The sequence below is a fragment of the Dactylosporangium sucinum genome, from assembly GCF_014647515.1.
Taxonomy (GTDB): Bacteria; Actinomycetota; Actinomycetes; order Mycobacteriales; family Micromonosporaceae; genus Dactylosporangium; species Dactylosporangium sucinum.
Window position 1 is genome coordinate 1 of sequence record NZ_BMPI01000046.1, and the last position, 13,888, is coordinate 13,888.

Here is a 13,888-nt window from a genome sequence, read left to right on the forward strand (position 1 = left end):
GGCGGTGTCCCCGCCGGCGACGGAGAAGGCGAGGGGGAAGTTCGACGCGCCGAAGACGACCACCGGTCCGAGCGGGACCTGCCGGGACCGTACCTCGGGTGCGGCGTCGGTGGCGGCGACCCGCCGGGGGTCCCGCCAGTCCGGCGCGTCGATCAGGTCGGCGAACATGCGCAGCTGGCCGGTGGTGCGGGCGAGTTCGGTGCGGGCCCGCGCCTCGCCGAGGGCGGTCTCCTGCAGCACGCAGGTCACCAGTTGCTCGCCGTCGGCCTCGAGGTTGGCCGCGATCCGGCGCAGAAAGGCGGCCCGCAGAGTGTCGGGCGTGGCACGGTAGCGGTCGAAGGCGGCACCCGCGAGCCGGCACGCCTCGGCGGCGCCGGTGCCGTCGTCCATGCCGTAGCCGGGACCGTTGCGCACGCCGGAGGCCGGGTCGGTGGAGTGCTGTTCGCCGGCGGTACCGCGGAAGCGGCGGAACCCCAGGAACATGTCGCCGGTGAGCGTGCGCATCAGGTGTGCTCCCCGGAGGTGCGGCGCAGCAAGCTCACTGCGGAAGGAAGGCGGTCCGTACCGGCGCGTCCCACAGGCATCAGCGCATCGCTCCGCCCATGGTCGAGGCGTTGGCGATGTCGGCGACGCCACCGGACTCGATCGCTTCGCGGAGTGCCGCCCGGCTTGCCATGAGCAACTCGTCCACGTGCGCCGCCGTGTGGGCGTAGGACACGTGGCTGCGTTTGAGGTTCAGCGGCAATTCGAAGATACGGTGGCGCATCAGCGCTCGCCGATAGCCGAGGAACATCGCCGCGTCATTGCGGAGCAGATCGGTGTAGGTCTGCGGCGCGGGACCGTCCATGAAGTACGCGACGAACACGGAACCGTAGCCGGCAACCGAGGCGGGCACGCCGGCTTCGCTGAAGACCTCTTCCAGACCGCTCCGGATCTGCTCGCCCAGCGCGAAGACGTGCTCGTGTACCGGCTCGTTCCGGAGCTTTCGCAGGCAGGCACGGGCCGCCGCCACCATCGCGGGGTGGCCGTTGTACGTGCCGGCGAAGAAGACCGGCCGCCCGGGTGCGGAGCTGAAGGTGTCCATCAGGTCGGCCCGCCCACCGATTGCCGCGATCGGGTAGCCGTTTGCGATCGCCTTGCCGACGGTGGTCAGGTCGGGTGTGACGCCACAGATGGACTGCCAGCCGCCGAGTGCGTGGCGGAACCCGGTGATCACCTCATCGAAGATGAGTACCGCGCCGGCCCTGGTCGTCTCGTCCCGAAGCACCTGGAGGAACCCGTCCACCGGCAGGACGCAGCCCACGTTGTGCTGCACCGGTTCCACGATCACGGCGGCGATGTCGGCACCGTGCTCGGCGAACGCGCGCCGGACGGCGCCGCTGTCGTTGAACGGAAGAACGAGCGTGGCGTCGAGTACTTCGGGCAGGATGCCGGTGGAGATGGGATCGACGCGGCCGACCCGCTCCGGCGCGGAGATGACGTTCATGCTGACCGAGTCGTGCCAGCCGTGGTAGCAGCCCTGAAACTTGACGACAAGGCGCCGGCCGGTGGCCGCGCGGGAGACGCGCAGCGCGTGGAAGGTGGCTTCGCTGCCGGTCGAGGTCAGCAGGACCTTCTCGACGCTGGGGATGAGCGCGGCGAGGTCCTCGGCGAGTTCGACCTCGGCCTGGGTGACGCCCACGCCCATCAGGTCGATGTGTGCCGCCGCCTCGGCGACGGCGGCGTCGACGTCGGGGTCGTTGTGGCCGAGCAGCGGTGGGCCGAAGGCGGCGTGGTAGTCGGTGTACGTGTCGCCGCGGCTGTCGGTGAAGGTGGCACCCCTGGTGGCTGTGATCACCAGCTGTTCCAGCCCGGGGACGCGCCGCTGGCCGGAGTTGACGCCGCCGGGAATCACGGACAGTGCGCGGTGGCTGATCGAGTCGAGGCTCACGCCTGGCTCCTTTCGTCGAGGTCGAGATGCTCAGCGAAACTGGGCGGCGAGGTCCGCGCGCAGGGTCACGCCGAGCCCGGGCCCGTCGGGGAGGTGCACCCACCGGCCGTCCCCCGGCAGCGGCGCCGCCAGGATGTCCTCGTCGTAGTAATGCGCGCCGATGATGTCGGAGGGGATCGCGGACGACAGGCCGGGCGAGGCGCAGGCCACATGCAGCTGAGCGGCGGCGCCGATGCCCTGTTCGCCGTTGGAGCCGAGCAGGATCTCCAGTCCGAACGCGTCGGCCACGCTTGCCATGCGTACCGCGCGGGCCGGTCCGCCGCTCTTGCCCACGTACAGGCTGACCACGTCGACGGCTTCCGCGCGTACCGCCGCGACCAGGTCGGCCAGGGTGAACACGCTCTCGTCGGCGACCACCGGCACGCCCGCCTCACGCATCTGCCGCAGGCCCGTCAGGTCGCCGGGCGCGAGCCACTGCTCAAGGAACTCGGGGCCGTGCGGGCGGATCAGCTCGATCGCCCGATGCGCCTCGCGGCGGGAGTACCCGCCGTTCGCGTCGGTGCCCAGGAACGTGTCGGCGCCGACCAACTGCCGGGCGGTCGCGAACCGCGCCGCGTCGGTGACCGGGTCCAGGCCGATCTTCACCTTGAACGCCCGGAAACCGAGGTCGAAGGCCGTCTGGTACGTCGTCCGCAGGCGGTCGCCGTCGCCGCTGAGCGAGAACTTCACCGGAACGGACGTTCGCAGGGGCCCGCCGAGCGCGACCGCGAGCGGGACGTCGAGGGTGCGGGCGTAGGCGTCCCAGAGGGCGGTTGACACGCCGGCCTTGGTGAACTGGCTGGCGGCGACGGCCTTGTCCATCCGGGCCTCGAGGTCGGCGACCGGGGTCAGCGGCCGGCCGAGGATGGCCGGGGCCAGCGCGTTGCGGATCACGTGCTCGGCGGTCCCGGCGTCCTCGCCGCTCCAGATCAGGGTCGCGCTGACCTCGCCGATGCCTTCGACGCCGGCCGAGGTGAGCACCCGGACCAGGAGGAAGTCGGAGTGGTCGTGGGTGCCGCCCGCGCCGGAGACCACCAGCTCGCGCCGGACGGGGAGGCTGATGGCGAGCGTCTGGACGGCGGCGATGGTCGCGTTGATGGCTCGGGGTGTCATGAGCAGTCCAACTCCGTCTCAATGTCGATGGGCACAGCGCGGGAGCGGCAGTCAGCCGAGTTCGGGCAGGGCGCGTTCCCAGTTCCGGTGCACGATGGCGTCCATCACCTCGTCGGGTACCCGGGGGAACCGGGTTCCGTCGACGATGTCGTTGACCCGGCGCAGTCCTTCGATCACCTGGTCGACCGTCGCGGATGGGAAGTCCGATCCGAGCAACAGCTTGTGGGTGACGCCGTACTCGATCGCGGTGATCATCGCCTGCCAGTAGCGCCACGGCCGGTAGTGCACGGCGGAGATGTCGGCGTAGAGGTTGGGCGCCTTGCGCATCAGGACGATCAGGTCGGTTTCCCAGGGGTGGCCGACATGCGCGACGATCATGCGCAGCGTCGGGAACGCGAGCGCGACGTCCTCCAGCAGCAGCGGCGACGACATGCGCAGCGACGCCTGGCTGGGGAAGGTGGCGCCCTGATGCCAGATGACCGGGATATCCAGTTCGGCGCACCGCTCGAACAGCGGCCAGTTCGCGCGGTCGGTCGGGTCGAAGTGCTGGTAGGCCGGCCCGACCTTCAGGCCGCGCAGATTGAGCTCGTGTACGCACCGGTCCAGTTCGCGGACGCCGTCAGGATCGTTGGGGTCGACCGATGCCCAGCCGACCAACTTCTCCGGATGCTGCGCGACGTACTCGGCGATGGTGTCGTTGGGAACCCATACCCCGGTCGCCCGGGCCTGCAGGCCGAAGACGACAACCCGGTCGGCCGACGTGGACGCGGCCCAGTGCTGCTCCGGTCGGGAGTCGTAGGAGTGCAGGTCGAGCTGGGGAGCGTAGGCCAGGCCGGCCGACTGGGCGAGTTTGACCCGCTTGGACGCCAGTGCCTCCTCGGCGAACCGCTCCGAGATGTGCTCCGGATACCACATCAGATGGGTATGCACGTCAACGATCACGAGCTGACCTCCGTTCGTAGTCCGGCCGGGATCGCCGCCAGGCTTCGGGGCAGTTCCAGCCGGGCGCTCACCTGGCTGCCACCCCAGGCGCCGCCGACCCGGATGTCGGCGCACACCGAGAGCAGGGCGAGCGCGTCGCCCGGCACCAGTGACCGGGTGGATTCGAGCAGGCGCATCGCCTCGTCGACCGCGATCGAGACCGCCTCGGCGAAGGTGCCCGCAACCGTGAGGACGGCCACCACGTCCGGCGTGAGCACCCAGGGCCAGCGCGGTGCCGCGGCCGGTGCGACGTTGACCCGTACCGAGACGGTGGCCGGCACTTCGAGGCCGACCCCGGACAGTTCACCGTCTCCCTGGCTCGCGTGGACGTCTCCGGCGGACAGCAGCGCCCCTTCGACGTACACGGGGAGCAGTACGCTCACGCCGGCCCGGACGATCGGCTGGTCCATGTTGCCGCCGTGCGGGCCTGCCAGGTGCGTGCCGACGCCCTCGGGCGGCGCCGTGCCCAGACAGCCGACCATCGGACGCAGCGGCAGGACGATGTCGGGCGCGAACTCGATGCCCTCGGCCGAGACCCGGCAGGTACGTCCGACCGGCTCCGGCACCCGGCCGATCGGCACCGGGCCGACGTGGGCGTGCCCGCCGCACCATCCGATGGCGGCGCAGTCGATGGCTAGGATGTCGACCAGCAACCCGTCGCCGGGGTGGGCGTTGTGGACGAATACCGGGCCGGTGACCGGATTGCCGGCTCCCGGCGTCGGCAGTGGAAGGCGGAACGGGACCGAGGTCGGCCGGTCCAGGAGCGCGCCGGCACGGGCGTCGTGGGTCTCGAAGGTGACCACGCTGCCGGGCTCGACCGCGAGGACGGGTGGGACGGCCGGGTCGTAGGCGGTTTGCGACCGGTCGCAGGCAACGGTCGATACGTTCATGATCGCCTCCGGGTGATAGGTTGCACTGAACGCAATGAGCTTGTGTTCTCCGTCCGGCCTCGGCGGTCGCATGGAGCAGTGTGATGAGGGGCAATCGAATGTCCGGTCTTCAGAACGCGACCCGCGTCGTGCAGCTGATCGAGCTGCTCGCGGCGAGGAAGGCGATCAGCCTCGACGACGCCGCCGCCGAACTCGGCGTGCACAAGTCGAACGCGCTGCGCCTGCTGGCGACCCTGCGTGAGCTCGGCTGGGTCACGTCCAACAACAGCCGCACGGAGTACCACCTCGGGCATCGACTCATCGCGATCGGTCAGTCGGCGGTGTCGGGCGACACCCTGCAGCAGGTCCTCAAGATCGCGGCAGAGGTGTGTGACCTGACCGGCGAGACCGTGCACGTGTCGGTGCCCACCGGCACCCACATGATCACCGTCGGACGGATCGACAGCCCCAACTCGCTGCGGGTGACCCGCGACATCGGCCACGAGGACACGCTGCACGCCACCGCGGTCGGCAAGGTCTACCTGGCCTGGCTCCCCGAAGACGAGGCGGCTGCCCTGTTGAGCCGGATTCCGCTGTCCCGGCTCACTCCCAAGACGCTGACCAGCAAGTCCGCCATCCTCAAGGAGCTGAAGACGATCCGGGAGACGGGATACGCGGTCAACCTGGAGGAGACCGAGATCGGCGTCACCGCGCTGGCCGTGCTGCTCCAGGTCCTCCCGCACACGACACCGTTCGCGCTGTCGCTGACCGGCCCGTCGTCGCGCTGGTCGCACACCGAGATCGACAAGGCCCTGCCGGAGATCCTGACGATCGTCGGCCCGTTCCGCGCGAAGCCTCAGTGAGCCGCTACTCATCGGTCCGGTAGAAGTCGGCCAGCGCGCCGGCCACGGCGGCGGTGGCGATCGCGAGGATCTCGGCGCCGGCTTCGGGCGGTATCGCCCCCGGCTGGTCGGTGTAGCCGTCGATGTCCTGCCAGAACCCGGCCCGTTCGACCCGTATCGGCGCCACCGCGTGCACCGGATCGCTGCGGTGCGGTCCGGGGCGGGCGGCGGGGAACGGCCGGACCAGATCCGGGCGCAGCGCGCCGACCAGGGCACTCTCGAAGGCGCCGGCATGCCCGGGTACCCGGCCATGCGCGAATACATCGGTCTCCGCCAATCCGGCCCAGGCCAGCCGCCACCACGACGCGGCGGCGACGTCGATGTCCAGTCGCAGGCTGAGGTCCCGCGCCGCCAGCTCGACCAGCTCGTGATTGCCGCCGTGACCGTTCAGCAGGAACACCCGGCGGAACCCGGCACCGTGCGCCGACCGCCCGAGGCACAGCAGCACCTCGTACAGCACGGTGGTGTCCAGCGACAGGGTGCCGCCGAACGGCAGATGGTGCGCCGACGAACCGAACGGCATGGTCGGCGCGACCAGCACCGGCACGGTGCCGGCCAACGACTGTGCGGCGGCGGTGGCGAGCCGCTCGACCACCAGGCTGTCGGTCCACACCGGCAGGTGGGGGCCGTGCTGCTCGATCGCGCCGATCGGCAGCACCAGTACTGCGCCCGAGTCACCGATCCGGCGCAGGCTCTCCCGGTCGTACTCGGCGAACAGGACCGAGGGCACGGCGCTCACACCACCGGAATCGCGGAACCGGGAGCGTGCGGACCGGACTGCCGCAGCTGCGGATCGAGGCGGGCGATCCACTCCAGCGCGATCGCGGCCCGGTGGACCTTGGCGCGCGCCAGGCTGACCGCGGTGCCGACCAGGTGCTCGCCGGCGGGGTACAGGCCGGGCGCGTTGGCGAGGCCGAACTTCGCGTACATCGGGGCTCCGGCGCGCGCGAGCGCAGGGAGTTCCAGGATGCGAATCGTCCCGCCGGACGAGTCGGACGTCTCGATGTACAGGTCGAGCGGCACCGAGACGGCGCCGCGCAGCTCGTCGAGCTGGGCGACGGTGAGGTCGGACGGCACGTTGACCGTGGTCGCGCCGAGTCGCTCCAGCAGCGCCAAGGTCGCCGAGTTGCTGGTCGGGAAGTACGCGCTGAGCTTCCAGCACACCTCGGCGGGAATCCGGCCGTCGGCCTGGAGGCGGCGCAGCACCTGGAGCAGGCCCAGGTCGGCGACGAGGAATCCGCGGATGCCGCACTCGATCGCCCGCAACACGTCGGCCACCCCGTGCCGCAGCCCGTCGTTGCCCCGCACCGAGGCGTAGTGCGCCATCGCGCTGCCCAGGTGGGCCAGGGCGCCCACGTCGTAGCCGGCCCGGGGCCCGACGAACAGGCAGATCTCCAGCCCCGCCGCGGCCGCCACGGCGGCCATCTCGCGCAGCTCCGACTCGGCGAGCAGCATCGCGCCGCTGCCCTGCGAGACACGGTTGATCGTGATGCCCTCACGTGACGCGGTCTCCACGACCGCCGCCAGCGCCTCGGGTCCTTCGACGCTCGGGATCTCGATGCGGAACTGCGCCCCGTCGGGGAAGGTCGCGGGCGCCTTCCCGGCGGGGTCGGCGAGCCCCAGCGAGCCCAGGTCGGGAAGAGTCATACTCAAGCCCTTCGTAGCGTTGTGCGCAACAGCGTTGCGAATAGTGTTGACGCCACGGATGACGTGTCACCGTCACCGCAGCTCCGGCCGGCTAAGACGTGGACAGGCCGAGCAGGTCGAGAGCCGGCCGGGTGATCATGCGTTCGATCTGCTGCTCGTCCAGCCGTGGCAGCGCGGTGCCCTCGGTGACCGTGTTCAATGCGCGCAGCCCGTCGATGGTCTGCCGCACCGAGCTGAACGGGTAGTCGCTGCCGAACAGAAGCTTGTCCCACACCTGGTATTCCTGAGCCTTCAGCAACGCCTGGTACAGCGACCACGGCCGGTAGTGCAGGGCGCTGACATCGGCGTACACGTTGACGTGCTTGCGGATCACCGCGATGCACTCGGGCTCGTAGGGGTGCCCCAGGTGAGCCAGGATCAGGCGCAGTTCCGGATGACGGATCGCGACCGGATCGAGCAGCGCCGGGCGCGCATACTCCAGCGGCGCCTGCGGAACGAACGTGGTGCCGGTGTGGAGCAGGCAGGGCATGCCGTTCGTCTCCAGGTAGCTCCACAGCGGTTCCAGCCACGGCGCGCCCGGGTCGAAGCCGGCGTACATCGGCATCAGCTTCACCCCGGCCAGGCCGAGGTCGAGGTGGGCGTGGCGCAGTTCGGCCTCCCAGCCCGGCTGGGTGGGATCGAGCGACAGGAAGCCGATGAGCCGGTCGGGCGCCATCGCGACCGCGTCGGCGATCAGCCGGTCGTCGACCCACAGTCCCGAGAGTGCGGCCTTACCCCCGAACAGAATCGCCCGCGAACCGTCCGGGCAGCCTTCCAGATAGCCCTCGAGGCTCGTCTCCAGCGAGACCGTTCCGTGGTAGGCGCGCTCGACCGCGGCGCCGAACCCGGGCTCCGACGACTCGTGACCGATGTGCAGGTGGGCATGCACGTCAACGGTCGGCGCGCCGGTCACGGCGTCGTCCCCAGGCAGATGTCGAGCATGTTCCGGGTGATCGCGGCCACGGCCGAGTCGACCACCACGGAGGTCGGCCAGTTGATCGAGCCGACCGAGTACACCAGCCCGCCCGAGGCCGTCGAGTAGGTGACGAACTCGGCCCCGCCGCCGTCCTCGTTGAGCCCGGCCGCGAGCAGCCGCGTCCCCGGCGGCGTGCCGGCGTCGCGTTTGTCGGTCTCATGGCCCGACGCCCCGCCCGGGCACCGCATCGCCAGGAAACCGTGCCCGAACTGGTCACTCCGGGCCAGACCGGTCCCGGCGAAGACCGGATCGTCGGGCGCCACCACCGAGTACGGCGCGCCCGTGCCCATGCCGGTGAGGGTCATCCCGACGCCGAGCAGATTGCTCTCCAGCTCGTGCCGCAACCCGAACCGGCTGGGCATGAGCGCGCCCTCTCCCACGTAGGAGCGGCTCGGCAGCCAGTCGGAGAGGTCCATGTTCTGCACGGTCATGGCTGAACCGTCGATGTCGACGCTGCAGTTGATGCCGTTCCCGCCCAGGTACAGCAGCTTCCCGCCGCTGTCCTGGACCCAGGTCTTGACCCGGTCGTACATCGACGTCGTCCAGTACTCGGGATGGCAGTTGAGGATCAGCACGTCGTAGGCGCCCAGATCGAGCACACCCTCGTCGAGTTGACTCTCGGCATACAGGTCGAACGGGTACCCCTGCTGCTCCAGCCAGCCGAGCAGGCGCCACTCCCCGGGTGCGACGTGCTCGGTGCCGGTGCGGGTGATCGGATCGCCGATGTCGTCCGACTCGCCGATCGCGTTGATCGGCTCCGGCCGGTCGAAGCTCAGCGGCGCGTACGCGGCGGCGGTCCACCACACCGCGCCGGTCGGGCGGAACCACGGCGACTCCTGGGTGACGTTCACGCTCGGACGGCCCGGCAGCCGCGACGCGGCGACGTAGTTGCTGCGGCCACCCCAGTCGTTGTAGGCATTCCAGCACAGGTTGGCGGCCAGTACCGCGATCCGGTTCGTCGGCACGGCCGGCGCGACCACCCACGGGAACGACGTGAACCTGCCCGACCTCGTGTTGACGTGGAAGTAGTACAGCCCGGTGCGGTCCGGTGCGGTGACGGTGCGCAGATCGAGATCGGGCGGGAAGGCGAACCGGGCGTGATTCCAGTCGACACCGCTGGCGACGATGTCGCCGTCGGGGATCGTCTGCATGTCGCCGCCGGGAGCGAACGCCTCGAACCAGCCGATGTCGCAGACCTTCTCCTTCTGCCAGCCGTAGCGCCAGAGCGACACCTGGAACGGTTCGTTGACATGCAACCGGAGCTCGCCGGTCTGGCCGGCCCTCGCGTACTTCGGCCAGACGTACCCGAGCAGGCTCTCGTCGCTGAGGAGCCGGAACTGGACCGGCTCGGTTCCGGCACCGATCTCGACGGCGGTGGTCTTGCGACCGAAACCGGGCTTGGCGATCGTCACCGTGTAGTTGCCCGGCGGCAGGTCCGCCCACACCGCGCCGGAGGCCCGGGACCGCACGTCGAGCGACGTGTCGCCGCCGGCCGGGACGAACTCGATCTGGGCGTCGGCGATCGCGACGTACATCTCGTCGCTGACGAAACCGATGAGCACGGTCATCCCTTCCTTCTGCTTACTGGGCTGTCCCGCTGACGCTGCCGGGTCCGGCAGGCCCGCTGGTCACGTGGCAGGCGGCCAGGTGTGCTTCCTGCTGCCGGGTGGCAAGCAGGCCGGGCGAACGGGTCCGGCACACCTCGGGCTCGCCGGACTGCTGGTAGAGCCGGCAGCGCGGGCGGAAGTGGCAGCCGTCCGGCCGGTTGCGCGGATCCGGCGGATCGCCGACGAGCCGGATCTGCCGGTGCTCGTCAACGATCGCCGAGGTGCGGGGGACCGCGGACAGCAACGCCTCGGAGTACGGGTGGCGTGGCTGGGCGAAGACCTGCGCGGCCGGCCCGACCTCGAGGAACCGGCCCAGGTACATGACCGCCACGTCGTCGGCCAGCTGCCGGACGACGGCCAGGTTGTGCGTCACGAAGACCATCGCGAAGCCCTGGGCCCGCTGCGCGTCGATCAGCAGGTTGACGATCTGCGCCTGTACCGACACGTCCAGCGCGCTGGTCGCCTCGTCACACACGAGCACGGCCGGGTCGGCGCCGAGTGCGCGCGCGATCGCCACCCGCTGGCGCTGGCCGCCACTGAACTCGTGCGGATACCGCGCCGACATCCGGGCATCGAGCCCGACCAGCTCGAGGAGTTCGCCGACCCGCTTCGCGGTCTCGGCGCGGCTGTGCCGGCCCTGCGCCCGGATCGGCTCGGACACGCTGAACCCGATGGTGCGCCTGGGATCCAGCGACGCGTACGGATCCTGGAACACCAACTGGATCGGTCGCCGACGCTCCGCCCCGCGGTGCTGCGCAACGGTGATGTCCCCGGTGTACCGCTGTACCCCGACCAGCGCCCGGGCCAACGTGCTCTTGCCGCAACCGGACTCACCGACGACCGCCAACGTCCGGCCGGCGGCGACCTCGAAGGACACCCCGTCCACCGCGACGATGCGGTCGGCCCGCGCGGTGGCCAGGCCACGCGGCGTGAAGACGACGCGGACGTCCGCGCAGCGCAGCACAGCGCCGGTACTCGTCACGACCCCTCCTCATGCAGCCAACACCTGATCTCACGCGGGCCGAACGGGGGCGGCTCCTGCTCCCGGCACCGATCGAGCACCTGGTCGCACCGGGTCACGAACGGGCACGTGGTCGGTGCCTTGAGCAGCTGGACCGGTGTGCCCGGGATCGGGGTGAGCCGCAGGCCCAGCTCCGACTCGATCTGCGGCGTCGACGCGAGCAGCCCACGGGTGTACGGATGCCCCGGCGCGTCAAGGAGATCCCGCGTGGACGCGGTCTCCACGATCCGGCCGGCGTACATCACCGCGATCCGCTCGCTGAACTCCGACACGACGGCCAGGTCATGGGTGATCAGCAGTGTCGCCATGTCGAACTCCGTGCGCAGGTCACGCAGCAGGTCGAGAATCTGCGCCTGCACGGTCACGTCCAGCGCGGTGGTCGGCTCGTCGGCGATGAGCAGCTTCGGGCGGCAGGCGAGCGCGGCCGCGATCATCACGCGCTGGCGCATCCCGCCGCTGAACTGGTGCGGGAAGTCGCCGAACCGGCGTTCGGCGCCAGGGATGCGGACCAACGTCAGCAGTTCTCGCGCCCGGGCCTTGGCGGCACCGCGCGATACCCGCTCGTGTGCCCGCACCACCTCGGCGATCTGTTGGCCGACCGACATGACCGGGTTCAGGCTGGACAGCGGATCCTGGAAGATCATCGCGATCTCGGCGCCGCGCAGTTCCCGGAGTTGCCGGGGCGGCAGCCGCAACACGTCGCGACCCTGGAATCGCACGCTGCCGCTGATCCGTCCGTTGCGGGTGGACACCAGCCCCAGCAGGGCCAGCGCCGTGACGCTCTTGCCGGAGCCGGACTCCCCGACGAGCGCCAGCGAGCTGCCCGCCGCCATGCTGAAGTTGACGTCACGGACCGCGAGGGTGGAGTGGGATTTACTGACGAACTCGACGGAGAGGCCCTCGACCTCAAGCAACGATTCGCTCACGACTGGGTCCGGGGGTCGACGGCCCGGAGCAGGCCGTCACCGACGAAGGTCGCGGCCAGGACGAGCAGGCCGATCATCCCGGCCGGCGGCAACCAGATCCACTTCGCGTTCTGCAGCACCTCCGGCGACAGTGCCGAGGTGACCATCCCGCCCCAGCTGGCCTGCGGCGGGCGCACCCCGAGGCCGAGGAAGCTCAGCCCGGCCTCGGTCAGCACGGCGGTCCCGATGCCCAGGCCGAACGCCACGGTGACCGGTCCCATGATGTTGGGCAGGACGTGCCCGGTGAGGATGCGCAGCCGCCGGGTCCCCGCGATCTGGCTGGCCAGCACGTAGTCGCTGCCGCGCACCCGCAACACCTCGCCGCGGACCAGCCGGGCGAACGACGGCCAGCTCAGCGCCGCGATGACGATGATGACCGAGGTGGTGCTCGGGCCCAGGATCGCGACGAAGACGATGCCCATGAGCAGCGGCGGGATGCTCAGCGCGATGTCGGTGAGCCGCATCATGACGCCGTCGACGAACCCACCGGCATAGCCGGCGACCGCTCCGATGATCATGCCGACGAGGACCGACAGGGCAACCGCGCCGAGGCCTACGGTGAGCGAGGTCTGCGCGCCGTACAGCAGCCGGGTGAAGACGTCGCGGCCGAGTTCGTCGGTACCGAGCCAATGGCTACCGCTGGGCGCCCGCATCACCTCGTCGAGGTTGGTCGCGTTCGGGTCGTACCGGCCGATCAGCGGCGCGCAGACCGCGGCGATGAGGGTGACCAGGATGACGATCAAGCCGAACATGGCGGTTCCGTCGGACCGGAACCGGTTGGCCGCCGCCCGGACCGAGCCGGGCAGGAGTGGACGGGTCATGTCCCCGCACCGCCCAGCCGGATCCTCGGGTCAACCACTGAATAGATCAGGTCGGTCAACAGGTTGGCACCGACGACTCCGCCGCCGATCACCAGGATCACGCCCATCATCGCGCCGGGGTCGCGGCGGGTGGCGGCGTCGACCGCGTAGCTGCCCATGCCGGGAATGCCGAACACGGTTTCGGTGATGATCGCGCCGGCGAGCAGGATCGGCAGCGAGAGCCCGAAGACGGTGATCACGGGCACCAGCGCGTTGCGCAGCGCGTGCACACCGTACAAGCGGCGGGTTCGAATGCCCTTCGCCCTGGCCGTGATGATGTACGGACTGGCCAGCACCTCGATCACGCTGCTGCGGGTGTAGCGCATCAGGGTGGCTGCCAGCGCCGCGCCGAGCACGGCGCTGGGCAGGATCAGGTGCCGGATCCGGTCGTTCAGGCTCTCGGCACCCAACGAGGAGAGCCCGCTCGCCGGCAGCCATCGCAACTGGACGGCGAAGAGGTCGATCAGCAGGAGACACAGCACGAAGCCGGGGACCACGATCAGCAACGTCGACGCCGAGGTGATGATCCGGTCGATCAGCCCGTCGGCACGCACCGCGGCGACCACTCCGAGCGGGATGCCCACCACCAGCCCGATCACCAGCGACGGCCCCACCAGCTGCAGGGTGACGCCGATCCGTTCGGTGAGTTCACTGGCGATCGGCCGTCCCGAGGACAACGAAAACCCGAGATCACCGTGTACCAGCCGTTGCAGGAAATGCAGGTAGCCCTTCCAGAGGGACTGATCCAGCCCGAGCGAGTGCCGGAGGGCGGCCTTCTGCGGTTCGGTCATCTGGAGCAGGGCCTCCTGAGAGACCACTGCCGACAGCTTGTCGCCCGGTGCGAAGGAGAGGGCCAGGTATGAGACGAGGGTGACACCGATGAGCACTGGTATCGCGGCCAGCAGCCGTCGGACAACGTATCGCAATTCCCAACCTCCT

At 70.3% G+C, this 13,888-nt stretch carries 14 protein-coding genes; 1 reads left to right on the forward strand and 13 read right to left on the reverse strand.

The features are described from left to right. The 5 genes from IEZ31_RS36755 to IEZ31_RS36775 all read right to left on the reverse strand — a co-directional run. Positions 1-504, reverse strand: a 504-nt coding sequence (locus tag IEZ31_RS36755; RefSeq protein WP_190254699.1) for an aldehyde dehydrogenase family protein, incomplete at its 3' end; no start/stop codon positions are given. Between the two features lie 79 nt (positions 505-583). After that, positions 584-1,930, reverse strand: coding sequence for an aspartate aminotransferase family protein (locus tag IEZ31_RS36760; protein ID WP_190254700.1), 1,347 nt, complete (start codon positions 1,928-1,930; stop codon positions 584-586). Between the two features lie 30 nt (positions 1,931-1,960). Next, positions 1,961-3,082 carry a mandelate racemase/muconate lactonizing enzyme family protein gene (locus tag IEZ31_RS36765; protein WP_190254701.1) on the reverse strand — a complete coding sequence of 374 codons (1,122 nt, stop codon included), beginning with the start codon at positions 3,080-3,082 and terminating at the stop codon, positions 1,961-1,963. Between the two features lie 51 nt (positions 3,083-3,133). Continuing rightward, positions 3,134-4,024 (reverse strand): amidohydrolase family protein, encoded by an 891-nt coding sequence (locus IEZ31_RS36770; protein WP_190254702.1) that lies wholly within the window; start codon positions 4,022-4,024, stop codon positions 3,134-3,136. Then, positions 4,021-4,953: an acetamidase/formamidase family protein gene (locus tag IEZ31_RS36775; protein WP_190254703.1), complete on the reverse strand. Its 933-nt coding sequence runs from the start codon at positions 4,951-4,953 to the stop codon at positions 4,021-4,023. Before IEZ31_RS36775 ends, IEZ31_RS36770 begins: the two co-directional genes overlap by 4 nt. Before the next feature lie 98 nt (positions 4,954-5,051). Between IEZ31_RS36775 and IEZ31_RS36780 the strand changes: the two genes are divergently transcribed. Further along, positions 5,052-5,795: an IclR family transcriptional regulator gene (locus IEZ31_RS36780; RefSeq protein WP_190254704.1), complete on the forward strand. Its 744-nt coding sequence runs from the start codon at positions 5,052-5,054 to the stop codon at positions 5,793-5,795. Positions 5,796-5,799: 4 nt separating this feature from the next. Here IEZ31_RS36780 and IEZ31_RS36785 read toward each other — a convergent pair whose 3' ends face one another. The 8 genes from IEZ31_RS36785 to IEZ31_RS36820 form a co-directional block, all read right to left on the reverse strand. Further along, positions 5,800-6,564, reverse strand: coding sequence for a creatininase family protein (locus IEZ31_RS36785; RefSeq protein ID WP_190254705.1), 765 nt, complete (start codon positions 6,562-6,564; stop codon positions 5,800-5,802). 5 nt (positions 6,565-6,569) lie between these two features. Continuing rightward, entirely contained in the window at positions 6,570-7,481 is a 912-nt protein-coding gene (locus IEZ31_RS36790) for a U32 family peptidase (RefSeq protein WP_190254706.1), read from the reverse strand. A 91-nt stretch (positions 7,482-7,572) separates the two neighbouring features. Then, positions 7,573-8,433 carry an amidohydrolase family protein gene (locus IEZ31_RS36795; protein ID WP_229836203.1) on the reverse strand — a complete coding sequence of 287 codons (861 nt, stop codon included), beginning with the start codon at positions 8,431-8,433 and terminating at the stop codon, positions 7,573-7,575. Beyond that, positions 8,430-10,064, reverse strand: a complete 1,635-nt coding sequence (locus tag IEZ31_RS36800) for a carboxypeptidase-like regulatory domain-containing protein (protein ID WP_229836204.1) — start codon at positions 10,062-10,064, stop codon at positions 8,430-8,432. Before IEZ31_RS36800 ends, IEZ31_RS36795 begins: the two co-directional genes overlap by 4 nt. A gap of 13 nt (positions 10,065-10,077) precedes the next feature. After that, complete coding sequence (locus IEZ31_RS36805; RefSeq protein WP_190254707.1) at positions 10,078-11,085, reverse strand: oligopeptide/dipeptide ABC transporter ATP-binding protein; 1,008 nt, start codon at positions 11,083-11,085, stop codon at positions 10,078-10,080. Further along, on the reverse strand, positions 11,082-12,050 hold the full coding sequence (locus tag IEZ31_RS36810; protein WP_229836205.1) for an ABC transporter ATP-binding protein: 969 nt from the start codon (positions 12,048-12,050) through the stop codon (positions 11,082-11,084). Before IEZ31_RS36810 ends, IEZ31_RS36805 begins: the two co-directional genes overlap by 4 nt. Further along, positions 12,047-12,910 (reverse strand): ABC transporter permease, encoded by an 864-nt coding sequence (locus tag IEZ31_RS36815; protein WP_190254708.1) that lies wholly within the window; start codon positions 12,908-12,910, stop codon positions 12,047-12,049. Before IEZ31_RS36815 ends, IEZ31_RS36810 begins: the two co-directional genes overlap by 4 nt. Beyond that, positions 12,907-13,875 (reverse strand): ABC transporter permease, encoded by a 969-nt coding sequence (locus IEZ31_RS36820; RefSeq protein WP_190254709.1) that lies wholly within the window; start codon positions 13,873-13,875, stop codon positions 12,907-12,909. The genes IEZ31_RS36815 and IEZ31_RS36820 overlap by 4 nt, the downstream gene beginning before the upstream one ends. Positions 13,876-13,888: the final 13 nt, after the last annotated feature.